The following is a 26,689-nucleotide window of genomic DNA, read 5'->3' as shown; positions in this document are numbered from 1 at the left end:
CTGAGGCGGCGGGGTTCGGGGCCGTTGGCTGAGGGGTTGGTCCCGCGGGCTGGGTGGAAACGGTCCGGGGGCGCGGGAAGCGTCCAGTGCGGGTGGGTCGTGCTCATGCTCGCGCCTTTGAGTCTTGGCCGTCGGTGATCCGCGGCGGTTTCCCCTTTGGTGTCGGTTCCCGGGGCTGTTAGGCGCCGTCGCGCCGACGAGTTCGCTGGGAGCGGACCGGCGGCGGGCCGCGAGATGAAGATCGTCTTTCTGGTCGATGGGGCGCTTCCTACCAGCGCAAATGCCACTTTCTTCGCGATACGTTCGCCTACTTCGAGCGCCGGCCGGATCGGAATAATCTCCGCGCGACCCCACTTTGGTGCCATGTCAGTGGGGGTGCTCAACGTCGGGCCCGCGTACGGGGCGCCCGCACCGCGCCGAGCGCCTCCCGGCGGACGGTGACGAAGGGTGAGCATCGCCGAGAGCGGGCCGCCGTGGTCCGACGGTCCGGCCGGCCGACCGGCAGCCGCTTTTCCGGTTCCGTCGGCGGAGAAGAGTGGCCCAGATTGCGAAAAGCCGTCCGGGTTCGGACGATCGGTTTCACCTGGGTGGGCTACCCCGGGTGGTCCGGGGTGGACGGTGCGCCTCGCCGGTCGATCGGCAGAGGTGCCCAGGCGCCGCCGTCCGCCGGAGTAGGCGGTGACGGGGCGGGGCGAGCCGATTGCGGTGGCCGATGACGTAGCCGTTGGCCCATCGTGGATCGGCATCGTTGTGCGTCCCGCCCCTTCGGTGAGATCGTTGGTGTGCCAACGCGTTCAGGTCAGGCGCCGGCGATGTTCGCCCGGTTATTTCCGGCCGGCATGAGACCCGCCCTGTACAGATCGGCTTAACACCCGCTAAGCTGATCGGGCAGGGCGTAGCGGGTCCCTTTTGTCGATGTGGCGTCTCGCAGGGGTGCGTCGGGAGATCTCTCCCGGGTCGTGGTTCCCTTCGGGTACGCCGCCTCGGGCAGCCGGGACGCCGTGGTTCGAAACCGAATACGCCACTCGAGGGAGACTGGCGGCGACCCCCCCACGCCGTCAGTCTCCCTCTTCATCTGCGGGTACGCACCTGCGCGTGGGCGTCATCGCTCACGCGGGAGCCTCCTCATCGGCCCAGGTCCTGATAAATTGGCGGGATGATGGCCACCCTTCGAGGGGGATCGTCCGATGCAGGTGGCGGGACAGGGGGCGGGATCGGCGCTGGTGGGCGGGCTCGGTCGGCCACGCCCCGTCCAGCGGCTCCCACCTGCGGGCTCCCCCGGCCAGGCCGAGACGACGAGCCCGTGGTGACCACCCGGTGACCGCCGAGGTCTCGCCTGACGGGGTTCCGCTGGAGGAGCAGGCCGGGGTCGGCGGCCCGGACGCTTTCCAGCGGCTTTACACGCCGCACCGGATGGCCTACATCAAGGGCGAAGGCCGCGGCCGTGACGACGAATGCCCCTTCTGCTCCATCGTCGGCATGTCCGACGAGGACGGGCTCGTCGTCGCCCGCGGGAAATCCGTCTACGCCGTCCTCAACCTCTATCCCTACAATGCCGGGCATCTACTCGTCGTGCCTTACCGGCATGTGGCCGACTATGCCGACATGGAATCCGAAGAAATCGTCGAGATGGCCTTTTTCGTGCAGCGGGCCCTGCGCGCGCTGCGCACCGCCAGCGGAGCCCACGGTTTCAACACGGGGATGAACCTCGGGCACGTCGCCGGCGCCGGAATCGCCTCCCACGTGCACCAGCACGTGGTGCCGCGGTGGGGCGGCGACACGAACTTCATGCCTGTGGTGGGGGCGACCCGGGTACTGCCCGCCCTGCTCGGGCAGACCCGGGAGATGCTCGCCGACGCCTGGGCGGCCGCGTCCGAGTAGGCCGCGGTAGGCCGCTCAGCCGACGCTCAGCCGAGCAACGAGTCGGCGAGCTGCGGTGGCATCGGCTCGTAGCCGTGTGGCCGGCGATGGAAGCTCCCCGTTCCGTGGCTCAGCGCGCGCAGTTCTATCGCGTATCGGGACATCTCGCTCTCCGGCACCTCGGCGTGCACGATGGTGCGCGTCGCGGCGAACGAGCTCGCGCTGCCCGGCGCCGGCGGCACCGGGTCCATGCCGACGACCCGTCCCCGCCGGGTCGACAGGTCGCTGACCACCGTCCCGACGAACTCGTCGGGCACCGACACGTCGACGGCCAGCACCGGCTCCAGCACGACGACACCGCCGCTGCGGAAGGCGTCGCGCAGCGCCAGCCCGCCGGCGATCTGGAAGGCCATGTCCGAGGAGTCGACGCTGTGCGACTTGCCGTCGACCAGGCGCACCCGCAGGTCGGTCAGCGGGTGACCGGCCCGTACTCCCTGGGCCATCTGCGCCCGGACCCCCTTCTCGACCGAGGGGATGAACGAGCGCGGGATGGCGCCGCCGACGACCTCGTCGACGAACTCGAAGCCGCTGCCCGGCGGGAGCGGCTCGACCTCGATCTGGCAGACGGCGTACTGGCCGTGCCCGCCGGACTGTTTGACCTGCCGGCCCAGCCCCCGCGCCGGGGCCCGCAGCGTCTCCCGCAGCGGGATGACGGTCGGCACCCGGTCGACGGTGGCGCCGTAGCGTTGGGCGAGGCGCTCCAGCACGGACTCCGCGTGGGCCTCGCCCATGCTCCACAGGACGAGTTGCGCGGTCTCCGGATCCTGGACCACCCGCAGGGTCGGATCCTCGACCGCCAGCCGGGACAGCGCCGTGGCCAGCCGGTCCTCGTCGGCGCGGCCGCGGGCCCTGATCGCGATCGGCAGCAGCGGCTCGGGCATCGTCCAGGCGGGCAGGTGGCGTGGATCATCGAGGCTCGACAGGGTGTCGCCGGTCTCGGCGGTGGCGAGCTTCGTCACCACGCAGATGCCGCCCGCCGGGCAGTCCGGCACGCTGTGCAGCACCGAGCCGTACGGCCGGGACAGCGCGCCGACCCGCTCGTCGTCGTCGTGGTCGGCATGGCCGGCCGCCGCCCGGCCGTGCCCACTGACGTGGACGGGATCGTCCGGGCGCAGCGTTCCGCTGAAGACCCGCACGACGGACATCCGGCCCACGTACGGATCGGTGGTCGTCTTGACGACCTCGGCGACCAGCGGCCCGGCGGGATCGCCGGTGCCCGGGTCGCAGGCCGTGCCGTCGGGCCGGGTCAGCGCCGGGAGGGGATGCTCCGCCGGCGCGGGGAAGCCCTGGACGAACAGGTCGAGCAGCTCCGCCGAGCCGAACCCGCCGGCCCTCGCCGGGCCCCGTTCGTCCCTGGCGTGCTGGCTTCTGTCCCGTTCGTCCCGATCGTGGTCCGCGCCCTGCTCGGCGAGCAGACCGATCGGCAGCACCGGGAAGAACGTGCCGCGGGCGACCGCCTTCTCCAGGTCGGCCAGCAGCAGGTCCGGATCGGGGTCGGCCCCGGACAGGTAGCGGTCGAGCAGCGTCTCGTCCTCGCTCTCGGCGATGATTCCCTCGACGAGGGCCGCCCGGGCGGCGGCGTGGCGCACGTCGGGCCGGCCCGACTCGGCCGCGGCCGCGCGCCGCCCGCCGGGGCCGTACTCGACGATCCGGCCGGTCAGCAGCCCCGTCATGCGCACGCCGCCGCCCGCCGCGCGGCTGGGTAGCCAGGCCGGCAGCACACCGGTGCCGAAGGCGCGCTGGCACTCCTCGACTGCCGCGGTGAAGTCGGCCCGGGCCTGGTCCAGGTGGGTGACCGCGATGGCGCGCGGCATGCCGACCTCGGCGCACTCGGTCCACAGCAGCCCGGTCGCGCCGTCCACCCCGTCGACGGCACTGACGACGAACAGGGCGGCGTCGGCGGCGCGCAGGCCCGCGCGCAGCTCGCCGACGAAGTCGGGGTACCCCGGGGTGTCGAGCAGGTTGACGGTGAGCCCGCGGTGGCTGACCGAGCACAGGGAGAGACTGACCGAGCGGGAGGGCCGGTGATCGGGGTCGGCGTGCCCCACGTAGCTGGTGTGGGCAAGCTGACGGTCGCCGTTCTGGCGTTCGGGCGGCCCGGCGGTGGCGAGCAGCCGGTCCACCAGGGCCGTCTTGCCCGCGCCGGTATGCCCCACCAGGACGACGTTGCGTACATCGCACGAGGCTGTTGACATCCTCGCCTCCTTGATCGGCAGGTGGGATCCTGTCCGTAACGGCAGAGTCCTCCCAGGTGACGTGGGGCACAAGCCCGAGGGGGGCCGTGGTCGGGAATGCACGGATCGTGGCGGCGGTACTGTGAAGACCGCCCGAAGCCGGGTGCACGCGGGACGACGGGACGGACATGCTCGCTAGCAAGGCACGACCGCAGATCCAGAAGGTGCTCGACCCGGTGAGCCAGTGGGCCGCCCGGTCGTCGGTGTCGCCCGACGTCGTGACGATCATCGGCACCATCGGGGTGGCGGGCGCCGCGCTGGGGTTCTTCACCCGCGGGGTGTTCTTCCTCGGCACGATCGTGATCACCCTCTTCGTCTTCTCGGACCTGATCGACGGGGTGATCGCCCGAGCCCGCGGCATCTCCTCCAAGTGGGGGGCCTTCCTCGACTCCACCTCCGACCGCGTCGGCGACAGTGCGATCTTCGGCTCGCTGGTCGTCTGGTACGCCGGTGACGGCGACTCGCTGCCGCTCGTCGTGGCCGCGCTGGTCTGCCTGGTGGCGGGCTCGATCACCTCCTACGTCAAGGCGCGCGCGGAGGGGCTCGGCTTCACCTGCAACGTCGGCTTCGCCGAGCGCGGCGAACGGCTGCTGATCCTGCTGGTCGCCGCCGGCCTGTACGGACTCGGTGTGCCCTACCTGCTGCCGGCCGCGCTGTGGTTCCTCGTCGGCGCGACCTCGCTCACCGTCGTGCAGCGCGTGGTGCACGTGTACCGGCAGTGGTACCGCGCGGGTGACCCGCCGGACCCGTCCGCGTCGACCGCGGCCCCCACCGTCCCGTCCGGGGCCGCGCCGGCCGGTCCCGCGCGGCGGCCGTGACCGAGGTGCGGCCGTGACCGTGGGGCGGCCGTGACCGTGGGGCGGCCGTGACCGAGGGGCGGCTCACCGACCTCGGCTACGCACTGGGCTGGCGCGGCGTGCGGCTGCTGCCGGAGCCGGTCGCCGCCGCGGCGTTCCGGCTGGGCGCCGACGCGGCGTACCGGCGCGGCGGGCGCGGGGTGCGCCGGCTGCGGGCCAACCTGGGCCGGGTGGCGCCGGCCGGTACCGACCTCGACCGGCTCACCCGGGCGGCGATGCGTTCCTACGCGCGTTACTGGCTCGAGGTCTTCCGCCTGCGCGAGCTCGGCACCGAGCGGATCGTCGGCCGGATGCGGGTCCTCGACGAGCACCTCCTGCGCGACTCGCACGCCCGCGGCGCCGGCACGATCCTGGCGCTGCCGCATATGGGTAACTGGGAGCAGGCCGGCGCCTGGCTCGCGGCGACCGGCGTCCCGTTCACGACGGTCGCCGAGCGGCTGCGGCCCGAGTCGCTGTTCGAGCGGTTCGTCGCGTTCCGCTCCGAACTCGGGATGGAGGTCATCCCGCTGACGGGCGGCGAGAGCCCGCCGTTCGGCCTGCTGGCCGACCGGCTGCGGGCCGGCGGGATGCTGTGCCTGCTCGCCGACCGTGACCTGTCCCGCGCGGGCATCCCCGTGCGGTTCTTCGGCGCCGCGGCGACGATGCCCGGCGGACCCGCCGCGCTCACGCTGGCCACCGGGGCGACGCTGCTGCCGGTCACGCTCTGGTTCGACCGGGACGGGTGGAGCGCGCGGATCCACCCCGCGGTGCCGCCGAGCGACGTCGCGACGATGACCCAGGACCTCGCCGACGCCTTCGCCGCCGGCATCGCCGCCCATCCCGCCGACTGGCACATGCTCCAGCGCGTCTGGCGCGACGAGGCGTGACCCCGCCCGGTCGCGCCGCGGCGGCGCCGTGAAGATCGGTCTGGCCTGCCCTTACACCTGGGACGTCCCCGGCGGGGTCCAGGTCCACGTGCGGGACCTCGCCGAGGCCCTGCTCGCGGCGGGACACGAGGTCTCGGTCATCACTCCGGTCGACGACGAGCAGACCCTGCCGTCCTACGCCGTCGACGCCGGCCGGGCGCTGCCGGTGCCCTACAACGGCTCGGTCGCCCGGCTGCTGATGGGCCCGGTCTCCGCCGCCCGGGTCCGCCGCTGGCTGCGCGAGCACGACTTCGACGTCCTGCACGTGCACGAGCCCAGCGCGCCGAGCGTCAGCCTGCTGGCCTGCATGCTCGCCGACGGGCCGATCGTGGCGACCTTCCACACCGCCAACCCCCGCTCGCGGTTCCTGACCGCCGCACAGGGTGCGTTGCAGCCGGCCTTCGAGAAGCTGCGCGCCCGCATCGCCGTGTCCGAGGCGGCGCGGCGCACGCTCGTGGAGCATCTCGGCGCCGACGCCATCCTGATCCCCAACGGGGTCGCGGTGCAGCACTTCGCCGACGCCCGGCCGCTGCCCGGCTACGACGACGGGCGGCCCACCGTCGCCTTCCTCGGCCGCATCGACGAGCCGCGCAAGGGCCTCGACGTGCTGCTGGCCGCGATGCCGGCGCTCGCCGCCCGGATCGACGACGCGCGCCTGCTCGTCGCCGGGCCCGGGGACGCCGCGGCGGTGCGCGCACGCCTGGAACCGGAGCTGCGGTCCCGGGTCGACCTGCTGGGCCTCGTCTCCGATGCCGACAAGCCGCGGGTGTTCGCCTCCGGCCAGGTGTACTGCGCCCCGAACACCGGCCAGGAGAGCTTCGGGATCGTGCTGCTGGAGGCGATGGCGGCCGGGACCGCCGTGGTGGCCAGCGACATCGACGCGTTCCGCCGGGTGCTCGACGACGGCCGCGCCGGGCGGCTGTTCGACGTCGGCGATCCCGCGCAGCTCGCCGTCACCCTCGCCGACGTGCTGACCGATCCCGCCGGTGCCGCGGGGCTGGTCCGGCGGGGCCGGGAGGTCGTCGAGACATACGACTGGCGGACCATCGCCGAACGCATCGTCGGCGTCTACGAGATGGTCTCCGGGGACCGGCGGGTGTCGCTCGCGTCGACGTAGCCAGGCGGGCGGCGGCGAACCCGGTGGCCGGTACCGGCGCCAGGTCACATCCGCCCGTTGGCTACGCTGCGCGAGATGACCGTCCTCGTGGTGGTGGTCGCCCTGGTGGTGGCGATTGCGACCTATCTGACCTGGCTGGCCCGCCGGCTCGACCGGCTCGCCGCTCGGGTGTCGGACGCCGGCGGCGGTCTGGTCACCCAGCTCGTCGCGCGCGCCGACGCCGCGGCGCAGCTCGCCGAGCGCTGCGGTCTCGACGAGCTGGCGGCCACCGCCGCCCGCGCGCGTGTGTGCTACCCGGCCCTGCTCGCCGGCGCCCCCCTGGACGCCGCGGTCGAGCTGGCCGAGAACGCGCTGAGCCGGGCGCTGCGCTCCGCGGAGGTCGCGGCGGCAGGGCAGCGTTTTCCCGTCGAGTTGCACGCGGTCGACTCCGGGGCGGCCCGGGTGGCGCTGGCCCGCCAGTTCCACAACGACGCTGTCCGGGACCAGCGGGCGCTCGCGGGCCGCCGGGTGGTCCGGGTGCTCCACCTGTCCGGCCGCCGCCCGCCGCCCGGCTACTTCGAGATCGACGACGCCCTGCCGGTCCGCGAGGAACCCTGGCCGCGCCTCGTCGAGGGTCCGGCGTACGGCGCCGACACCCACGGCCGCGACAGCCCCGCCCGCGAGAACCCCGCCCGCGCCAACGCCGTCCGCGAGGACCGGCCGGGGCGCGACGGGCCGCTCGGGCACGGCGACCGGCCGGGCCTGGCCTCCTGAGTCGCCCGATCGGTGCGGGCTGCGCCGTACGATGGGGAACCGACCCACCCGCACGGGATTCACCTGGCTGGGTATCCGACATGCAGGTGTTCCTGACATGGCGGAGCCGGCCGTGGCGCCCGACTGGAGCGAAAAGAGACGGCACATCATGTCCCAGGGCCAGACTGCCGCCACCGCCGGCCCGGCGACCGAATCCGCCCGGCACGCCGGTACCGCCCGCGTCAAGCGCGGCATGGCGGAGATGCTCAAGGGCGGTGTGATCATGGATGTGGTCACGGCCGAGCAGGCGCGTATCGCCGAGGACGCCGGCGCCGTGGCGGTGATGGCCCTGGAGCGGGTGCCCGCCGACATCCGCGCCCAGGGCGGCGTCGCCCGGATGAGCGACCCGGACATGATCTCGGAGATCATCGAGGCGGTGTCCATCCCGGTCATGGCCAAGGCGCGGATCGGGCACTTCGTCGAGGCCCAGGTGCTCCAGGCCCTCGGGGTGGACTACGTCGACGAGTCCGAGGTGCTCACCCCGGCCGACCCGCACCACCACATCGACAAGTGGTCGTTCACGGTGCCGTTCGTCTGCGGGGCGACCAACCTCGGCGAGGCGCTGCGCCGGCTCGCCGAAGGGGCGGCGATGATCCGCTCCAAGGGTGAGGCGGGCACCGGCGAGGTGTCCAACGCGGTGGTGCACATGCGCACCATCCGCGCCGAGATCGGCCGGCTCGCCGCGCTGCCCGCGGAGGAGCTCTATGCCGCGGCCAAGGAGCTGCGCGCCCCCGTCGAGCTGGTCGCCGAGGTGGCCCGTCTCGGCCGGCTGCCGGTCGTGCTGTTCACCGCCGGCGGCATCGCCACCCCGGCGGACGCGGCGCTGATGATGCAGCTCGGCGCGGACGGGGTGTTCGTCGGCTCCGGGATCTTCAAGTCCGGCGATCCGGCGCGGCGCGCCCGCGCGATCGTCGAGGCCACCACGATGTTCAACGACCCCGACGTGCTGGTGAAGGTGTCGCGGGGCCTGGGCGAGGCGATGGTCGGCATCAACGTCGCCGAGCTCCCGTCGGCGGCCCGCTACGCCGACCGCGGCTGGTGAGCGGCCCGCGGATCGGCATCCTCGCGCTGCAGGGGGACGTGCGCGAACACGCTCGGGCGCTCAGCGCCGTCGGTGCGCGGCCGGTGGAGGTCCGCCGGGCGGCGGAGCTCGCCGAGGTGGACGGTCTGGTCCTGCCCGGCGGCGAGTCCACGACGATCGGCCGGCTGCTGCGGGTGTTCGAGCTGCTGGAGCCGCTGCGGGCCGCGGTCGTGGCGGGCCTGCCCGTGTTCGGCTCGTGTGCTGGCATGATCCTGCTTGCGCGGGACGTCGTGGACGGCCGGCCGGACCAGCCGCTGATCGGTGGGTTGGACATGGTCGTCCGGCGCAACGCCTTCGGCCGGCAGGTCGACTCGTTCGAGGTCGACCTCGACGTCGACGGCGTGGAGGGACCGCCTGTGCACGCGGTCTTCATCCGGGCACCATGGGTAGAAAAGGCGGGCGATGCGGTCGAGGTCCTGGCTCGTGTCGCCGAGGCGCCGGTGGCGGTCCGTCAGGGCCCGCTGCTGGCCACCGCGTTCCATCCGGAGCTGACCGGTGACTCCAGGATGCACCGGCTATTCGTCGACATTGTGCGATCTTCCGGATCCGGTCGGTGATCGCGAGTAAGAGGGGCAGGACATGAGCGGTCACTCCAAGTGGGCGACCACGAAGCACAAGAAGGCGGTCATCGACGCCCGGCGGGGCAAGCTGTTCGCCAAGCTGGTCAAGACGGTGGAGGTCGCCGCCAAGACGGGCGGCGGCGACCCGGCGGGAAACCCCACGCTGGCCGACGCCATCGCCAAGGCCAAGTCGCAGTCCGTCCCGAACGACAACATCGAGCGGGCGGTCAAGCGGGGCTCCGGCGAGCTCGCCGGCGGGGTGAACTACGAGAACATCACCTACGAGGCGTACGGGCCGAACGGCGTCGCGATCCTCGTCGAGTGCCTGACCGACAACCGCAACCGCGCCGCCTCCGACGTCCGGGTGGCGATCACCCGTAACGGCGGCACGGTGGCCGATCCCGGCTCGGTGTCGTACCTGTTCAACCGCAAGGGCGTCGTGCTGCTCACGAAGGCCGCCGGGCTCACCGAGGACGACGTGCTGCTCGCCGTGCTCGACGTGGGCGCCGAGGAGGTCAACGATCTCGGCGACGTCTTCGAGGTCATCTCCGAGGCCACCGACCTGCATGCGGTGCGGGTGGCGGCCACCGACGCCGGCCTGGAGATCACCTCGGCGGACATCTCCTGGCTGCCGAGCGTGAGCGTGCCGCTGGACGCCGAGCCCGCGGCCAAGGTGCTCAAGCTCGTCGAGGCGGTCGAGGACCTCGACGACGTCCAGAACGTGTGGTTCAACGGCGACATCTCCGACGACGTCATGGAGCTCGTCAGCAGCTAGCCGCGCGCCACCGCGCCCGGGACGATCTGTTGGGCGTGTCGTGGATGTCCGGTTGCGCCGACCGATCTACCATCGAACGAGTGTTCTTGCGGGCGTGTGGTCGGGAGGGTGGATGCGGGTGCTGGGCGTCGATCCGGGGCTGACCCGGTGCGGCCTGGGGGTCGTCGACGGCGCCCTGGGTTCCCGTGCCCGCCTGGTCGAGGCGGGGGTGGTGCGCACGCCCGCCGGTGCCGAGGTGGCCGACCGCCTGCGGGCCGTCGCCGACGGCATCGACGCCTGGCTGGACCGCACCCGCCCGGACGCGGTCGCGGTCGAGAAGGTCTTCAGCCAGGCCAACGTGCGTACGGTGATGGGCACGGCCCAGGCCGGCGCAGTAGCGATCATGCTTGCCGCGCGGCGCGACCTGCCGGTGGGCCTTTACACGCCCAGCGAGGTCAAGGCTGCGGTCACCGGCAGTGGCCGGGCCGACAAGGCCCAGGTCGGGTTCATGGTCACCCGGCTGCTGGGGCTGACCGAGGTGCCGCGGCCGGCCGACGCCGCCGACGCGCTGGCGCTGGCGCTGTGCCACCTGTGGCGGGGCCCGGCGCTGGCTCGGCTGCGCTCGGCTGCGCCCGCCGCGCCCGCCCGCCGCCCGCCGCCGCCTGCCGCGCCCGCCCGCCGTCCGGCGGGGGCGTCGTGATCGCCTCGCTGGCCGGCACCGTCAGGGCGCTGGGGCCGCTGTCCGCCGTCGTCGAGGTGGGTGGCGTCGGCCTGCTCGTCCAGTGCACCCCAGCGACGCTGGCCCGGCTGCGGGTCGGCGAGCCGGCCAGCCTCGCCACCACCCTCGTCGTGCGCGAGACGGAGCTGACCCTCTACGGGTTCACCGACGCCGACGCCCGCGACGTCTTCGAGATCCTGCAGTCCGCCGCCGGGGTGGGGCCGAAGCTCGCCCAGGCCGTCCTCGGCGTGCACGATCCGGACGCGGTCCGCCGGGCGGTCGCCGAGGAGGATCTCGCGGCGCTCACCAAGGTGCCCGGGATCGGGCGCAAGGGCGCCCAGCGAATCGTCCTGGACCTGCGCGACCGACTCGGCCCGCCGCGCGGCGCCGCGGTGCCCGGGCCCCGGGCGGCGCCCGCCGACCTCGGCGCCGGGGCGGGCGGGGCCGGCGGGGTCGCGGACACCGTGCGCGAGGCGCTCGCCGGGCTGGGCTATTCGGCGCGGGAGGCCGACGACGCGGTGTCCCGCGCGCTGGCGGTGCTGGCCGCGCCCCCGGACGACCTCGACGGCCCGGACCGGTCAGGCGGCACCGCGCCGGCCGGTGCTCCGTCTGCTGGTGCTGCGTCCGCCGGTGCTGCGTCCGCCGAGGGCGCGGCCGACGCGGCGACGTTGCTGCGGGCGAGCCTGGCAGTGCTGCGCCGATGACCGCGCCGGCGGAGGCTGGGCTGGCGGCCGGCGGGACGCAAGCGGGCGGCGCATGAGCGCCGACGGGCTCGTCTCGGCCGCCGCGAGCGCCGAGGAGCAGGCGTTCGAGGCCGGGTTGCGCCCGCGCACGCTCACCGAGTTCGTCGGTCAGCGCAAGGTCCGGGAACAGCTCTCGATCATGCTGGAGGGGGCGCGGGCCCGCGGGCGGCCGCCGGACCACGTCCTGCTGTCCGGCCCACCGGGCCTGGGCAAGACCAGCCTCGCGATGATCATCGCGGAGGAGCTGGCGGTGCCGCTGCGGATGACCAGCGGCCCGGCGATCGAACGGGCCGGCGACCTCGTCGCGATCCTCACCGCGCTGTCCCCTGGGGAGGTGCTGTTCCTCGACGAGATCCACCGGATCGCGCGTCCCGCCGAGGAGCTCCTCTACGCCGCGATGGAGGACTTCCGGGTCGACGTGATCCTCGGCAAGGGACCCGGCGCGACCGCCATCCCCCTCGACGTCGCCCCGTTCACACTGGTGGGCGCCACGACCCGGTCGGGGCTGCTGACGGGGCCGCTGCGCGACCGCTTCGGGTTCACCGCCCACCTGGACTTCTACGCCCCCGACGAGCTCGCCCGGGTGCTGACCCGCTCGGCGGGCCTGCTCGGCGTCAGCCTCACCGAGGACGGCGCGGCCGAGGTCGCCGGGCGCTCGCGGGGCACCCCGCGCATCGCCAACCGGCTGCTGCGCCGGGTGCGTGACTACGCCGAGGTGCGCGCCGACGGCGTGGTCACCCGGGACGTCGCCCGAGCCGCGCTGCGGATCTACGACGTGGACGGGCTGGGGCTCGACCGCCTCGACCGAGCCGTGCTGGAGGCGCTCGTGGGTCGCTTCGGCGGCGGCCCGGTCGGGCTCACCACGCTGGCCGTCTCGGTGGGGGAGGAGCCGGAGACGGTCGAGGACGTGGCCGAGCCGTTCCTGCTCCGGGCCGGCCTGCTGATCCGCACCTCCCGGGGCCGGGTCGCCACCCCCGCCGCCTTCGAGCACCTCGGGCTCGAACCGATCGCCGAGCCGCTCGGCCGCAGCCAGGCTCCGCTCTTCCCGGACACCGGCCTGCTCCCCGAGGGCGGCCTGCTCCCGGACACCGGACTGCTCTCCGACGGCGGCCGGCTCTCCGACGACGGCTGAGCGGCGGCCCACCGGGCGGCCCACCGCCGCCCACCGTGCGGCGCCACGGCGCCGGTATAAAGCGGACACCACGGCCCTGCCCACCGACGGCATCCGCTCGATACGTACGATCGCCGCAACACATCAGGAGGGCAGGACGTGCGCGGACTTGTGACGGCGGCGACGGCAGCCGACGGTAACGGCGGCAGTTCCATCGGCGGTTTCCTGATTCCGCTTCTTCTCGTCCTGGCGGTCGTCTACATCTTCTCGATGCAGCGTCGCCGCGCCAAGGCTCAACAGCAGCAGGTGTCCCAGATCCTGCCCGGCACCCTCGTGATCACCACCGCCGGGCTCTACGCGACCGTCGTGGAGCTGGAGGACGGCGATGTCCTGCTCGAGATCGCCCCCGACGTGGTCTGCCGGTTCACCCGCAGCGCCATCGCCCGGGTGATCAGCTCGCCGGACACCGACGAGGCGCACGACGACGGGCCGGCGGACGGCGACGCGCACGACGGTCCGGCCGACCACGCGACCTCGGCCGGCGAGACGCCTGCGCCCGGCACGGGCACCGCCGTCGGCGAGGAGGGCGCCGGGGGGCCGTCCGCGACCGACGGCTCCGACGGTGAGGGCAACGGCGTGCCCCGCCCGCCACGCAAGGAGCTGTAGCAGGTCGACGGACCGCCGGAGCGTCACCAGCGGGGGTTTGGAACGTACCCTCGGTGACATTCGTTCGGGTACGTTGGGCACCGCCGGTCCGGGCAACGGCGAGACGAACGAGCGCCGGCATCCGGCGCGTGAGGAAGGGACTCGCACGTGGCACGCGGCTCGGCACGGGCATCCACGGGAAGCTCCGTCTGGACCCGGCTGGGGGTACTCGGCGGTCTGCTCGTCGTCCTCTACAGCCTGATGGCCGCCACCGGGAACTGGACCCCACGACTGGGGCTGGACCTGCAGGGCGGCACGAGTGTGATCCTCACGCCTCGGGCAACCACCGGCAGCGCCGTCGACTCCGGCGCGGTCGACCAGGCGGTGGACATCATCCGCCAGCGCGTCGACGGGCTGGGCGTCGCCGAGTCCGAGGTTCACCGCACCGGCAACCAGATCGAGATCTCGGTCCCCGGCCGTGGTCGCGGCGACGTGGTCGATCTGGTGGGGCAGACCGCGGAGCTGCGCTTCCGTGAGGTCTACGAGGCCGCCGCGGCGACCCCGGCGAAGACGGTCCCCTCGCCCACCCCCGGCAGCAGGGCCGTGCCGACCCCCGCGCCCGGCGCGACGCCGTCGCCGGCGGCCGGGAGCGTGCCGTCCGCGGCGCCGTCGGCGGCCCCCTCCGCGGCGCCGACCCCGTCGGCGTCGAATCGGCCGGCCGCCCTCGGCGACGGCTCGCGGCCGGCCGCGAAGCCGGTGGCGCTCGGGGACGGCTCCGGGCTGGTCGCGCAGCCGGTGGCACTTGCCGCGAGCACGGGTAAGGCGGTCACCGCCGCCGGTGCCGTCACCGCCGCCTCGGCCTCTCCCGCCGCCTCGGCCTCTCCCGCCGCGGCGGCCTCCGCGGCTCCGGCCGCGTCGGCGTCCCCGTCGCCGACGGCGCCCGCGGCCGGGGCCGCCTCCTCCGCGGACACGCCGCCTGCCGCCGCGGTCGCCCAGTACGACGCGCTGACCTGCGCGGCCACCGACGTGCGCAAGGCGGCGGTCAGCACCGACCGGCCCCAGGACTGGACCGCCGCCTGCGACCGGGACGGGGCGACCAAGTACCTGCTCAAGCCGGCGTCCGTCGTCGGCACCGACGTGAAGACGGCCTCCGCCGGCCTACAGGGCGGCGGTGGCACCACCGGCGTCACCACCGGCCAGTGGGTGGTCAACGTCGACTTCACCGGCTCCGGCCAGAACAAGTTCACCAAGCTCACCGAGAAGACGATCGGCAAGCAGGTCGCGATCGTGCTCGACGGCGTGGTGCAGTCGGCGCCGCAGACCAACGAGCGCATCGCCGGGACCGCGCAGATCTCCGGGTCCTTCGGCCAGTCCGAGGCGGAGGACCTCGCCAACGTTCTGCGTTACGGTGCGCTGCCGCTGGCGTTCGAGCGTTCCCAGGCCGAGTCGATCTCGCCGACCCTGGGTCGCGACTCGCTGCACGGCGGGCTGCTCGCCGGGGCCATCGGGCTGGTGCTGGTAGTCGCCTACTCGTTCCTGTACTACCGAGCGCTGGGCATCGTGGTGGTCGCCTCGCTGGCGGTCAGCGGGGCGATCATCTACGCCTCGGTGGTGCTGCTGGGCGCCGCGATCGGCTTCACGCTGACCCTCGCCGGCATCGCCGGTCTGATCGTGTCGATCGGCGTCACCGCGGACTCGTTCGTCGTCTACTTCGAACGGATCAAGGACGAGGTGCAGGCCGGCCGGACGGTGCGTGCCGCCGCCGACCGGGCCTGGCCGGCCGCGCGGCGCACGATGCTCTCGGCGGACACGGTCTCGTTCCTCGCCGCCGCCGTGCTTTACATCCTCTCGATCGGCTCGGTGCGCGGGTTCGCGTTCACCCTCGGGTTGTCGACGTTGAGCGACGTGCTGATCATGTTCATCTTCACCCGCCCCATGGTGGCCCTGCTGGTGCGGCGCAGACTGTTCTCCGTCAGCCGGTTCTCCGGTCTGAGTCCGAAGACGATCGGTGGCCGGGCCGCGGCCGGGCCATCGGCCACGGCCCCCAGCAGGCCGCGGCTGGCCAAGCGGCCGGCGCCGGCCGGGCAGAAGCGGGAGAGCTGACAGATGGCACTGCTCGGGCGGATCTACCGCAGTGACTTCCACGTCGACTTCGTCGGCCGCCGCCGGGTCTGGTACGCGATCTCCGGCGTCATCATCGCGATCTGCGCGGTGAGCATGATCTTCCGCGGCTTCACCCTGGGCATCGAGTTCTCCGGTGGCGCGGTCTTCCAGCTACCCAGCCATGGCGGCACCGTCCAGCAGGTCGAGGAGACCCTCTCCAGCGTCGGCATCGACCCGGCGGACGGCGTGGTCCAGCAGCTCGAGACCTCCAAGCAGTTCCGGGTGCAGACCCCCACCCTGTCCGACGCCCAGACCGACAAGCTGACGGACGCGCTGGCCAAGCGGTTCTCCGTGGCCGACCCGGACCGTGACATCGCGGTGTCCACGGTCGGCTCCTCGTGGGGCACGACGATCACCAACAAGGCCATCCAGGGGCTGGTCGTCTTCCTGGTGCTCGTGATGATCTACCTGTCGGTGCGCTTCGAGTGGAAGATGGCGGTGGCCGCGATGGCCGCGCTCGTTCACGACCTCGTCGTCACCATGGGCGTCTACTCCCTCGTCGGGTTCGAGGTGACGCCGTCGACGGTGATCGCCGTGCTGACCATCCTCGGCTTCTCGCTCTATGACACGGTGGTGGTGTTCGACCGGGTGCGGGAGAACACCGCGGGGATGGCGACCTCCAACCGCCGCACCTATGCCGAGGCGACGAACGACGCGCTGAACGAGACGCTGGTCCGTTCGCTCAACACGTCGCTCATCGCCCTCATCCCGGTGGCGTCGCTGCTGTTCGTCGGCGCCGGGCTGCTGGGCGCGGGCACGCTGAAGGACCTCGCGCTCGCCCAGTTCGTCGGGATCGCCTCCGGCACCTATTCGTCGCTGTTCTTCGCCACGCCCCTGCTGGTCGACCTCAAGCGGGGTGAGCCGGCGGTGCAGGCCCTCGACGCCCGGGTCGCCCGGGAGCGGGGCAAGCGCGCACGCGCCGCCGCGTCGGCCTCGGCCGGCCCGGGGGCGCCGGTGGGCTCGCCGGCGCCGGGGGAGACGCTATCGGCGGAGGTGGCGGCCCTTGCCTCGGGAGCGGCTGACCGACCGGACGACCCGGTCGGTCGGCCGGGCGGGCCCGGTGCCCGCGAGCCGGTCCCCGCCGGGGCGGGCCTCGGTGGGCCCGGTCGGCGACCCCCCACGGCGGGTGCCGCGCGACGCGCCGGAGGCCGCAAACCGGGCCGGCGGGGGCGGCCGAGCGGTAAGAAGCGTCGGTGAGCCGGGCGTCAGGCGCACACCTGCGTACCCGTGCCCTGCGGCGCCCGGACACGGATCTGGCGGACTAGCCCCGAAAGTGGGATGAGCAGGACGATGACGAGCATCGACGAGGCGGCACCCGGACGGCCCGCCACGAGCGACGCGGCCGCCGACGTGTTGCGTGGCCACATCCGGGACATCCAGGACTGGCCGCAGCCCGGGGTCGTGTTCAAGGACATCACCCCGCTGCTCGCCACGCCCGCCGCGTTCGGCGTGGTGATCGGGGCCCTGGTGGACGTCGCGCGCCTGCGCGGCGCGACCACGATCGCGGGGATCGAGGCCCGCGGCTTCCTGCTGGCCGCGCCGGTCGCCGACCGGCTCGGCGCCGGCCTGGTGCCCATTCGCAAGCAGGGCAAGCTGCCGGGCCCGACCCGCAGCGCGACCTACGACCTGGAGTACGGCACCGCCACCATCGAGATCCACGCCGACGCGGTGCGCCCGGACGAGCGGGTGCTGCTGGTCGACGACGTGCTGGCGACCGGCGGCACGGCGGCCGCCGCGCACGGCCTGCTGGCCGGCGTCGGGGCCGAGGTGGTGGGCCTCGCGGTCCTCATGGAGCTGTCGTTCCTGCCCGGCCGGGAACGGGTCGCTCCGTTGGACGTCGTCCCAATTCTGACGATTTGACCTACCCTCGGCCGAGGCTGCGGAAGGCTTCCGCGCGGCGCGGCGTTAGGCTCGGTGTCTAGTCCTCACGCAGGAGCGGCCCGTGCCAGAGGCAGCGCCGGTTACCACCGGAGCGTCGTCGCCCGCCGTGGCTCCCTTGAGGGAGTCACGGTCGGCGGGCGATGGTGCGCGTCCTGCCCCGTCCGGCCCGGATCGCGGACCCACCCCCCGTGACCAGGCCGTCCGCGAGCCGGCCGGCCTGCAGCCCGTGAGCCGGGAGCCGCGGGGAGCCGCCGAGGCCCCGGCCCGGGAACCGGCCGGGCAGACCGGGCCGCCGGCGGCCGCGCCGCCGGACGACGGCTCGCCGGTCGTTCCCCGGCTCGGCCACGAGTCCCCACCCCTGCCGCGCCGGGTGCGCGGGCGCCTGTCGCGCCTTTCGACGCACCGGGCCACCCCCTCCTCGGCCCTCGATCCGGTGCTGCGCGGCCTGCTCGCGAACCATCCGCGGGCCGACATCGACCAGGTCCAGCAGGCCTTCGAGGTCGCCGACGCCGCGCACGCCGGCCAGGTGCGCTTCTCCGGGCACCCCTACATCACCCACCCGATCGCCGTGGCGAGCATCCTCGCCGATCTCGGGATGGACACCCCGACGCTGTCCGCGGCCCTGCTGCACGACACGCTGGAGGAGACCTCCCTGTCCGCCGAGGCGATCCGGGAGACCTTCGGCGACCAGATCGCCCTCATCGTCGACGCCGTCAGCAAGCTCAACCGGGTCAAGGTCGGCGAGGCGGCGCAGGCGGAGACGATTCGCCGGATGGTCGTCGCGATGGCCCGCGACCCGCGGGCGCTGGTCGTCAAGCTCGCCGACCGGCTGCACAACATGCGCACCCTGCGCTTCCTGCCCGAGCACAAGCAGGAGCGCAAGGCGCGCGAGACGCTGGAGGTCTACGCCCCGCTCGCCCACCGACTCGGGATGAACTCGCTGAAGTGGGAGCTGGAGGACCTCGCGTTCGCCGCGCTGTACCCGAAGCGCTACGACGAGATCGTCCGCCTCGTCGCCGACCGGGCGCCCAGCCGCGACGTGTATCTCACCGAGGTGATCGGCCAGGTGCAGGCCGGCCTGCGTGACGCCCGGATCCGGGCGGTCGTCTCCGGCCGACCCAAGCACTACTACTCGATCTACCAGAAGATGGTCGTGCGCGGCCGATCGTTCGACGACATCTACGACCTCGTCGGCATCCGCGTCCTCGTCGACTCGGTCCGCGACTGCTACGCCACCCTGGGCACCGTCCACGCGAACTGGAAGCCGATCCCGGGCCGGTTCAAGGACTACATCGCAATGCCCAAGTTCAACATGTACCAGTCGTTGCACACGACGGTCATCGGGCCCGAGGGCAAGCCGATCGAGCTGCAGATCCGTACGCACGCGATGCACAACCGCGCCGAGTACGGCATCGCCGCGCACTGGAAGTACAAGGAGGACGGCGTCGCGGCCCGCCCGTCGGCGGGCGTCGTCGAGGGCGGCCGCTCCGGGCGGCGCCGCGGCGGCCCCGAGCCGGACCTCATGAGCTGGCTTCGCCAGGTCCTGGACTGGCAGCGGGAGACCGCCGACCCGGGCGAGTTCCTCGACAGCCTGCGCTTCGCCGCGGAGACCGACGAGGTCTTCGTGTTCACCCCGAAGGGCGACGTCATCCCGCTGCCCGCCGGGTCGACGTCGGTGGACTTCGCCTACGCGGTGCACACCGACGTCGGTCATCACTGCGTCGGCGCCCGGATCAACGGCCGGCTGGCGGCGTTGGACACCGAGCTGGACAACGGGGACACCGTCGAGGTCTTCACCTCGCGGGCGCACTCGGCGGGGCCCAGCGAGGACTGGCTGATGTTCGTCCGCTCCTCGCGGGCCCGGACGAAGATCCGCCAGTGGCACGCCCGTGAGCGTCGCGAGGACGCGATCGTCGCCGGCCGCGACGCGATCGGCCGGGCCATGCGCCGCCACGGGCTGCCGCTGTCCCGGCTGATGAGCGGCGACGCGTTGCTGAACCTGGCCAAGGACCTGCGCTATGCCGACGTCGCCGCGCTGTACGCGGCGGTGGGGGAGAACCACGTCAGCGCGCCGGCGGTCGTGTCGAAGCTGCTCGTGGCGCTCGGTGGCCCCGAGGGCGCCGAGGAGGACGCCGGCGAGACCGAGCTGCCGATCCGCACGCTGCGCCGCTCCACCGGGGAGCCGGGCGTGCTGGTCACCGGGGCGCCGGACGTGTGGACGAAGCTCGCGCGCTGCTGCACCCCGATGCCCGGCGACGACATCGCCGGCTTCGTCACCAGGGGTAAGGGCGTGTCCGTCCACCGGACCGACTGCTCCAACCTCACCGGGCTGCGCGGCGGACCGCACGACCGGCTCGTCGAGGTCGAGTGGGCGCCGTCGTCGGGCTCGGTGTTCCTCGTCGTGATCCAGGTCGAGGCGCAGGATCGGACCAAGCTGCTCTCGGACGTCACCCGGGTGCTCTCCGACCGGCACGTGAACATCCTGTCCGCGTCGGTGGCCACCACCAGGGACTCCGTCGCGGTCAGCCGCTTCACCTTCGAGATGGGGGATGCCAAGCATCTCGGGCACATCCTGAGTGCCGTGCGGTCCATCGACGGGGTCTACGACTGTTTTCGCGTCACCTCAGGCGTACAGGTCTAGCGGGACAAAGGGGGGGCGCCGTGGATGCTGAGACCGTAGGTGCGGGTCTGCCGGCGGGCGGCGGACTGACCCCGGCGCTGTCCCGGGCCGACGCGCGGGCCGACTCCTCCGACGACGCCTCCCGGGCCCTGTCGGCGGCGCGCCAGGCGAGCGTGCGCCTGGCGCACCTGGCCCGCCGGATGGCCACGCCGCGCATGTCGCAGGTGCCCCCCGAGCTGCGGGACATCGTGGAGGCCCACCGCGACTACCACCCGCGGGCCGACATCGGCGCGCTCGTGCATGCTTACGGAGTCGCCGAGCGGTTGCACGCCGGCCAGATGCGCCGCAGCGGCGACCCGTACATCAGCCACCCGCTCGCCGTCACCGAGGCGCTCGCCGAACTCGGCGTGGACACGACCACGCTGATCGCGGCCCTGCTCCACGACACCGTCGAGGACACCGGCTACACCCTCGACTCGGTCGTCGAGGAGTTCGGCGGCGAGGTCGCCAACCTCGTCGACGGGGTCACCAAGCTGGACAAGATGCGCTTCGGTGAGGCGGCCGAGGCCGAGACGCTGCGCAAGCTGATCGTCGCGCTCGCCCGGGACTACCGGGTGCTCGTCATCAAGATCGCCGACCGGCTGCACAACATGCGCACGCTCGACTTCATGTCCCCGCCCAAGCGGGTGAAGATCTCCCGGGTCACGCTGGAGATCCTGGCGCCGCTGGCCCACCGGCTGGGCGTCAGCGTGATCAAGCGTGAACTGGAGGACCGGGCGTTCGCCGTGCTCCATCCGGCCGAGCACGCGCGCACCGCCCGGATCGTGGACGAGTTCACCGCCGCGGAGCAGGCGTCGGGCTCGCTTGCGGGCCTGGTCGCGCGGCTGCGGGCGGGACTCGTGGGCGCCCGCATCGACAGCGAGGTCTCCGTCCGCGCCAGCCACCTGTTCTCGATCTACAAGCGGGGACAGGAACGGGCCCGGGCCCCGCAGGACTACACCGACATCGTCCGCGTCCTCGTCCTCGTCGACGAGGTGACCGACTGCTACGCCGCCCTCGGGGTGATCCACGCGCTGTGGCGCCCGGTGCCGGGCCGGCTGCGGGACTTCGTGGCGACGCCGAAGTTCAACATGTACCAGTCGCTGCACACCACCGTCGTCGACGACTTCGGGCGCAGCGTCGACATCCAGATCCGGACCCTGGCGATGCACCGGCTGGCGGAGACCGGCATCGTGGCGCGCCCGGTCGGCCCCGGCGCCGACGGCGCCCGGCTGGAGGGCCTGTCCTGGCTGCACAGCCTGCTGGACTGGCAGGAGGACACGATCGACTCCGACGAGTTCCTGGAGTCGCTGTCCTCCGACCTGGACTCCGACGAGGTGCTCGCCTTCACCCCCAAGGGGCGGATGATCGCCCTGCCACCCCGGTCGTCGCCCGTTGACGTCGCCTACGCCGTGCACACCGACATCGGTCACCGGGCGATCGGCGCCCGGGTCAACGGCCGGCTCGTCCCGTTGCACACCCGGCTGCGCAACGGTGACGTCGTCGAGATCCTGACCTCCAACCTGCCCGGCGCCGGGCCGTCGGAGGACTGGCTGCGGTTCGTGAAGACGTCGCGGGCCCGCGTGCGCATCCGCCGCCGGCTCGCCCGGCAGCGCCGTGACGCCGCTGCCGGCCCGGGCCTGCCCGAGGGACCGGAGCAGTCGGGGCGGCGGGCCGGGACGGGCGTCGGCGCCCACGGCGGCTCGGCCGGAGACGCCGTGGGCGCTTCGGGCGGCAGCTCCGCGGCACCGGCGCGGCCCCTGGCCCGGCGCGGCGTACCCAGCCTCGCCGCCGTGGCCGACGACGGGTCGGGCGCGAGCATGCCCGTCCGGCTGGCCCGATGTTGCCTGCCGCTGCCCGGTGACGCCGTCGTCGGCTTCACGACCCACGGCAGCGCGGTCTCGCTGCACCGCCGCGAGTGCGGCAACGCCACCGAGGCGCACGCCGACCGGGAACGGGTCGTGGTGGCGGCCTGGTCCGCGCCCGATGTCAAGATTTTCCCCGCCGAGATCGCGGTCGAGGCGTTCGACCGCTACGGGCTGCTGGCCGACATCACCGAGGTCCTGTCCGAGACGTCGGTGTCGGTCCGGGCCGCGTCGACGACCACCTCCGAGGACCGCGTCGCCCACGCCCGCTTCACCATCGAGGTCACCGGACCCGAGCAGCTCGACGGCGTGCTCTCGGTGGTCCGCCGGGTGGGCGGCGTGTACGACTGCTATCGCGTGTGTCAGACCCAGGCGTCGCCGACCGCCGACCCGCCCGCCCGCGCCGCCACCTGACCCATAGTCGCCACCTGACCCGAGTCGCCACCTGACCCGAGTCGCCGCCCGACCCGAGCCGCCCGCCGGGTCGGGCGACCCCGTACGGGCCCGACCCGCCGGCCCGAGCGCCGAAAGGGGCCGGTCGGCAAGAACCGTCATCGGCACCGCCGCGCAGCGTGGCGATTCCACCCCGGAAAGTGCCCTCCGCATCCACCGGTGGTAAACGGAAGGTGCCTAAAACTGCCCCATCCGGGTCGATAAGGGTGGATTGTCGCCGCGGGAATAGCCGCCACACTTCCGGGCGCCGTAAATTCAACGGCGACCGCCACTGATCGATGTAGAGTATCTCGCGTATCCCTCGTTTCCAGATGGGAGTGCGCGTGGGTCACCTTCAGGTCATCGTGAGTATCGACTCCCGGGAAGGCGCCGAGCGTATCGGCCGTGCGCTCGTGGGGGCACGCCTGGTCGCCTGTTTCCAGGTGATCGGCCCGATGAGCAGCATCTACCGCTGGAAGGGCGAGATCGAACAGGCCGAGGAATGGCTCTGTCTCGCGAAAACCACCACCGAGCGATTCGACGAGCTACGCGAGCGGCTGGTCGTCTTGCACCCGTACGAGAATCCCGAGATCATTGCCACGCCGATAGTCGCGGGCCACGCCGACTATCTGCAGTGGATCAGTGCGGAGACCGCGCCCGCCGTGCGGAGCTGACGTCCGGTCGCCGCCCCGACTCTGGCGGGGCCGGGGCGGCGACCGGACGTCATGCCGGCGGCGTCGTGCCCGGGGAGATCCCGCTCAGACCAGCGCCCGTAGCTGGTCGTCGAGGTCCCGCACGGCCTGGGTGTGCTGCCAGGGCCGCAGGTGCTCGCGGGTCCGCCGGACGCGGGCCAGGCCCAGGGAGAAGTCCGTCTGGGCCACGATCGACAGCGCCTCGGCCGCGAAGTGGCAGGCCGCCTCGATCTCCCGACGCTGGATGTGGACCTCGGCGATGTCGCTCATCAGCAGCGACCGCTTCTTCGTGGCACCCGGCGCCGTGGCCCGCAGGGCCTCGGTGGCCGCCGCGTAGGCCGCCGCCGGACGGCGCAGCCGGGTGTAGGTGGTGACCTTGAGTCCGTCCAGCCGGCCCCGGTCGAAGAACTGGGTCCAGACCCGGTCGCCGTCGCTTTCGCCTCGCTCGAAGGCCTCCTGCGCGCGGTCGAGTGCGGCCAGCGCCGCCCGGCCCTCGCCCCGCGCCGCCTGCTCCTCGGCCTCGCGGGCGGCCAGCCACGCCCGGGTCATGACGGTGCTGCCCGTCGCCGCCCGTCGCTGGGCCTCGCCGAGCAGCACGCACGCCTGGTCGTGGCGGCCCTGGCTGGCGGTCTGATAGCTCTCGTAGCCGAGCACGCACGCCCACAGCGCGTTGTCGTCGGCCTCGCGGGCGGCCTCGATGGCCACCCGGTAGTACGCCACCGCGGCGGGCAGGTCGTTCATGTCGAAGGCCAGCCAGCCGGCCAGCGCCGCGGTCTCGCCGGCGGTGGAGGTGAGGTCGCGGCGCACCGGCGTGCGGGGCGTCGACTCCAGAAGCTGGGTGAGCCGTCCCAGGTGCTCGGTGACACGTTGCATGAGGACCCGGGCGGGAACGCGCTCCTCCAGGCCGTACAGGCCCGCGGTGCGCTGCCCCAGCTCCTCGGCGAGCTCCGGGGTGACGCTCGCCCGGCGCCGCAGCGCCGCCGACAGCCGCTCCCAGGGCGGGGTGTCCGAGGCCGCGGCGATCGGCACCACCGCGACGCCGCCCGCCGCGGCGAAGAGCCGCAGAAAGTCCCGCCGTTCCACGGGAATGCCATTCGGGTCGATCACTTCGGCGTCCGCCTGCAGGACCAACGTGCCGCCGGGTACCACCTCGCGGCCAGCCTGCTGCGGACCGCCGGGCGCGGCCGGGGCGATACCCCGACCCATTCCGGATCGCATTGCTCCGACAGCGGAGGGAAGCGTCTCGTCGTCGACGAAACCCAGTTCCACCGAGGACCGGCCGAATAGAGCCCGCAGCAGCCGCTGATAACGCAGGCTCGGTTTCTTGTCGCCCTTCTCCCACTTACAGATCATGTTTCCGGTCACCCCGGCCTCGCGGCCCTCGTGGATGACGGAGAAGCGCCGGATCTCGGTGGCGAGGCGTTCCTGCGACCAGCCCCGCTCCTCCCGGCTCAGCCGTAGCCTGGCGTTCGGGGTGCGGGTCGCGGGGACACGGTTGGACTTCGACACGTCAGGTGATGGTCCGGAGGCTGCAGGTGCCCGGGAAGCTGCCGAGGGACCGGTCGTGAGCTGCATCGGGGCCTCCGAAGTCAATCGGTTGACTCCTGGAGCTTAACCCTCTGTGAGATAAGACGGTCATAGTCACTGTGGTCCCTTGGAGACCAGCTAGGGCAAAAATGTGGTCTTCCCGGCGCGCGGGTGGCCTGCGTGCCGCTGACGGGCGCCGCCTTCTAGAGTGAGGGCGTGAGAGCCGGACCCCTCGACCGACGTCCTCGACCGCCCGGATCCGGTGCCCCGACCCGTCCGCTGCGCGCGTGGCAGCGGGCGGCCCTCGACATCTACCGGTCCCGCTCGTCGTCCGGGGGCCGGGACTTCCTTGCGGTGGCGACGCCGGGCGCCGGCAAGACCACCTTCGCCCTGCAGGTCGCAGGCGACCTGCTGGACAGCGGCGAGATCAGCCGGATCACGGTCGTCGCGCCCACCGAGCATCTCAAGCGGCAGTGGGCGGTCGCCGCCGCCGAGGTCGGGGTGGACCTCGACCCGGACTTCCGCAACTCCGCCGGTGCGACGTCGTCCGACTACACCGGCGTCGCGGTGACCTACGCCCAGGTCGCGGCCCACCCGGCGCTGCACCGGGCGCGGACCGCCGCCCGGCGCACCCTGGTCATCCTCGACGAGATCCACCACGCGGGCGACGCGCTGTCCTGGGGCGAGGCGACCCGGGAGGCGTTCACCCCCGCGGCGCGGCGCCTCGCCCTGACCGGGACGCCGTTCCGCTCCGACGTCAACCCGATCCCGTTCGTCACCTACCTGCCGGGACCGGACGGCGTGCTGCGCAGCATCGCCGACTCCTCCTACGGTTACGCCGAGGCCCTGCGCGACGGCGTCGTGCGCCCGGTGCTCTTCCTCGCCTACTCCGGCGAGATGTCCTGGCGGACCAGCGCCGGCGCCGAGCTGTCGGCCCGCCTCGGCGAACCGCTGACCGGCGAGCAGACCGCCGCCGCCTGGCGCACCGCCCTGGACCCGGGCGGGGACTGGATGCCGGCCGTGCTCGCCTCGGCGGACACCAGGCTGTCGCAGGTGCGCGCCGGCGGCATGCCCGACGCGGCCGGGCTGGTCATCGCCACCGACCACGCCGCCGCGAGGGCGTACGCCGGGCTGCTCGCCCGGATCACCGGCACGTCGCCGGTGCTCATCCTGTCCGACGACCCGACCGCGTCGGCGAAGATCGCCAACTTCCGGCAGTCCGCGGACCGGTGGATGGTGGCCGTGCGGATGGTGAGCGAGGGCGTCGACGTGCCCCGCCTCGCCGTCGGGGTCTACGCGACCTCGGCCTCGACGCCGCTGTTCTTCGCCCAGGCCGTCGGCCGCTTCGTCCGGGGTCGGGGTCGGGGCGAGACCGCCTCGGTGTTCCTGCCGAGTGTGCCCACCCTGCTCGCCCTCGCCGGGGAGATGGAGGTCCAGCGCGACCACGCGCTGGAGAAGCAGCCGCGCGACCCGGACGCCTTCGACGACGAGGCGCTGCGCGACGCGAACCGGCGCAAGGACGCCCCCGACCAGCCGGACACGCTGTTCACGGCGCTGGGCTCCTCGGCCCATCTCGATCGGGTGATCTTCGATGGCGGCGAGTTCGGCACCCCCGCGGCGCCCGGCTCGGTGGAGGAGGAGGACTTCCTCGGCCTGCCGGGTCTGCTGGAGCCGGACCAGGTCGCGACTCTGCTGCGCCAGCGGGAGGCCGCGCAACAGGCCGCCCAGCAGGCGGCCGCGCGGCGCGGCGCCGCCGCCCGCGTGGGCGAGCAGCCCGAGGTGCCCGCGGCCCGCGACGGCGCGCAGTCGACGACCCGCCCGGTCCACGAGGTCATCGCCGAGCTACGCAAGGAGCTCAACCGGCTGGTCGGGGCGCACTTCCACCGCACCGGCAAGCCGCACGGGATGATCCACGCCGAGCTGCGCCGGGCCTGTGGCGGCCCGCCGAGCGGGCAGGCCAGCGCCGCGCAGTTGCAGGCCCGCATCGACACGATCCGCCGCTGGGCCGGCTGACGGCTGCCGGCCGGCCCAGC

The 26,689-nt window shown here is 73.4% G+C and carries 21 protein-coding genes; 19 read left to right on the top strand and 2 right to left on the bottom strand.

Going from position 1 to position 26,689, the window contains the following annotated elements:
• Window positions 1-1,317 precede the first annotated feature (1,317 nt).
• Window positions 1,318-1,881: an HIT family protein gene (locus tag AC5R91_RS10015; protein ID WP_495396872.1), complete on the top strand. Its 564-nt coding sequence runs from the start codon at window positions 1,318-1,320 to the stop codon at window positions 1,879-1,881.
• A gap of 26 nt (window positions 1,882-1,907) precedes the next feature.
• On the opposite strand, the gene AC5R91_RS10010 is transcribed toward AC5R91_RS10015, so the two are convergent.
• Complete coding sequence (locus AC5R91_RS10010; protein WP_495396871.1) at window positions 1,908-4,115, bottom strand: elongation factor G-like protein EF-G2; 2,208 nt, start codon at window positions 4,113-4,115, stop codon at window positions 1,908-1,910.
• A 167-nt stretch (window positions 4,116-4,282) separates the two neighbouring features.
• Here AC5R91_RS10010 and pgsA point away from each other — a divergent pair, with 167 nt between their 5' ends.
• From pgsA to cutA, 17 genes are all read left to right on the top strand, one after another.
• Window positions 4,283-4,972, top strand: a complete 690-nt coding sequence (pgsA, locus tag AC5R91_RS10005) for a phosphatidylinositol phosphate synthase (protein ID WP_495396870.1) — start codon at window positions 4,283-4,285, stop codon at window positions 4,970-4,972.
• Window positions 4,973-5,019: 47 nt separating this feature from the next.
• Window positions 5,020-5,877 (top strand): phosphatidylinositol mannoside acyltransferase, encoded by an 858-nt coding sequence (locus AC5R91_RS10000; RefSeq protein ID WP_495396869.1) that lies wholly within the window; start codon window positions 5,020-5,022, stop codon window positions 5,875-5,877.
• A 28-nt stretch (window positions 5,878-5,905) separates the two neighbouring features.
• Window positions 5,906-7,033, top strand: a complete 1,128-nt coding sequence (locus tag AC5R91_RS09995) for a glycosyltransferase family 4 protein (protein ID WP_495396868.1) — start codon at window positions 5,906-5,908, stop codon at window positions 7,031-7,033.
• A gap of 75 nt (window positions 7,034-7,108) precedes the next feature.
• Window positions 7,109-7,786 carry a LemA family protein gene (locus AC5R91_RS09990; protein WP_495396867.1) on the top strand — a complete coding sequence of 226 codons (678 nt, stop codon included), beginning with the start codon at window positions 7,109-7,111 and terminating at the stop codon, window positions 7,784-7,786.
• A 148-nt stretch (window positions 7,787-7,934) separates the two neighbouring features.
• Window positions 7,935-8,867, top strand: coding sequence for a pyridoxal 5'-phosphate synthase lyase subunit PdxS (gene pdxS / locus AC5R91_RS09985; RefSeq protein WP_495396866.1), 933 nt, complete (start codon window positions 7,935-7,937; stop codon window positions 8,865-8,867).
• Window positions 8,864-9,463 carry a pyridoxal 5'-phosphate synthase glutaminase subunit PdxT gene (gene pdxT, locus AC5R91_RS09980; RefSeq protein WP_495396865.1) on the top strand — a complete coding sequence of 200 codons (600 nt, stop codon included), beginning with the start codon at window positions 8,864-8,866 and terminating at the stop codon, window positions 9,461-9,463. Before pdxS ends, pdxT begins: the two co-directional genes overlap by 4 nt.
• A gap of 22 nt (window positions 9,464-9,485) precedes the next feature.
• Window positions 9,486-10,241 (top strand): YebC/PmpR family DNA-binding transcriptional regulator, encoded by a 756-nt coding sequence (locus AC5R91_RS09975; RefSeq protein ID WP_495396864.1) that lies wholly within the window; start codon window positions 9,486-9,488, stop codon window positions 10,239-10,241.
• A gap of 112 nt (window positions 10,242-10,353) precedes the next feature.
• Window positions 10,354-10,920 carry a crossover junction endodeoxyribonuclease RuvC gene (gene ruvC, locus AC5R91_RS09970; RefSeq protein ID WP_495396863.1) on the top strand — a complete coding sequence of 189 codons (567 nt, stop codon included), beginning with the start codon at window positions 10,354-10,356 and terminating at the stop codon, window positions 10,918-10,920.
• On the top strand, window positions 10,917-11,642 hold the full coding sequence (ruvA, locus tag AC5R91_RS09965; RefSeq protein WP_495396862.1) for a Holliday junction branch migration protein RuvA: 726 nt from the start codon (window positions 10,917-10,919) through the stop codon (window positions 11,640-11,642). The genes ruvC and ruvA overlap by 4 nt, the downstream gene beginning before the upstream one ends.
• A 52-nt stretch (window positions 11,643-11,694) precedes the next feature.
• Complete coding sequence (gene ruvB, locus AC5R91_RS09960; RefSeq protein ID WP_495396861.1) at window positions 11,695-12,813, top strand: Holliday junction branch migration DNA helicase RuvB; 1,119 nt, start codon at window positions 11,695-11,697, stop codon at window positions 12,811-12,813.
• A gap of 138 nt (window positions 12,814-12,951) precedes the next feature.
• Window positions 12,952-13,458 (top strand): preprotein translocase subunit YajC, encoded by a 507-nt coding sequence (yajC, locus tag AC5R91_RS09955; RefSeq protein WP_495396860.1) that lies wholly within the window; start codon window positions 12,952-12,954, stop codon window positions 13,456-13,458.
• Between the two features lie 147 nt (window positions 13,459-13,605).
• Window positions 13,606-15,540, top strand: coding sequence for a protein translocase subunit SecD (gene secD, locus AC5R91_RS09950; protein ID WP_495396859.1), 1,935 nt, complete (start codon window positions 13,606-13,608; stop codon window positions 15,538-15,540).
• A gap of 3 nt (window positions 15,541-15,543) precedes the next feature.
• The gene (secF, locus tag AC5R91_RS09945; protein WP_495396858.1) at window positions 15,544-16,797 is read left to right on the top strand and encodes a protein translocase subunit SecF; all 1,254 of its coding nucleotides are present in this window, start codon (window positions 15,544-15,546) and stop codon (window positions 16,795-16,797) included.
• Between the two features lie 93 nt (window positions 16,798-16,890).
• Entirely contained in the window at window positions 16,891-17,460 is a 570-nt protein-coding gene (locus AC5R91_RS09940; protein ID WP_495396857.1) for an adenine phosphoribosyltransferase, read from the top strand.
• 82 nt (window positions 17,461-17,542) lie between these two features.
• Window positions 17,543-20,122: a RelA/SpoT family protein gene (locus AC5R91_RS09935; protein ID WP_495396856.1), complete on the top strand. Its 2,580-nt coding sequence runs from the start codon at window positions 17,543-17,545 to the stop codon at window positions 20,120-20,122.
• A gap of 20 nt (window positions 20,123-20,142) precedes the next feature.
• The gene (locus tag AC5R91_RS09930) at window positions 20,143-22,419 is read left to right on the top strand and encodes a RelA/SpoT family protein (protein ID WP_495396855.1); all 2,277 of its coding nucleotides are present in this window, start codon (window positions 20,143-20,145) and stop codon (window positions 22,417-22,419) included.
• Window positions 22,420-22,781: 362 nt separating this feature from the next.
• On the top strand, window positions 22,782-23,111 hold the full coding sequence (gene cutA / locus AC5R91_RS09925; protein WP_495396854.1) for a divalent-cation tolerance protein CutA: 330 nt from the start codon (window positions 22,782-22,784) through the stop codon (window positions 23,109-23,111).
• Between the two features lie 84 nt (window positions 23,112-23,195).
• Here the strand turns inward: cutA and AC5R91_RS09920 are convergent, their stop codons facing one another.
• Complete coding sequence (locus AC5R91_RS09920; RefSeq protein WP_495396853.1) at window positions 23,196-24,704, bottom strand: helix-turn-helix domain-containing protein; 1,509 nt, start codon at window positions 24,702-24,704, stop codon at window positions 23,196-23,198.
• A gap of 168 nt (window positions 24,705-24,872) precedes the next feature.
• Here AC5R91_RS09920 and AC5R91_RS09915 point away from each other — a divergent pair, with 168 nt between their 5' ends.
• Entirely contained in the window at window positions 24,873-26,669 is a 1,797-nt protein-coding gene (locus AC5R91_RS09915; protein WP_495396852.1) for a DEAD/DEAH box helicase, read from the top strand.
• Window positions 26,670-26,689 lie beyond the last annotated feature (20 nt).

The organism is Frankia sp. BMG5.60 (genome assembly GCF_059428125.1).
Note: the sequence above shows the minus strand (reverse complement) of the source record. Positions and strands in the feature narration are given on the sequence as shown.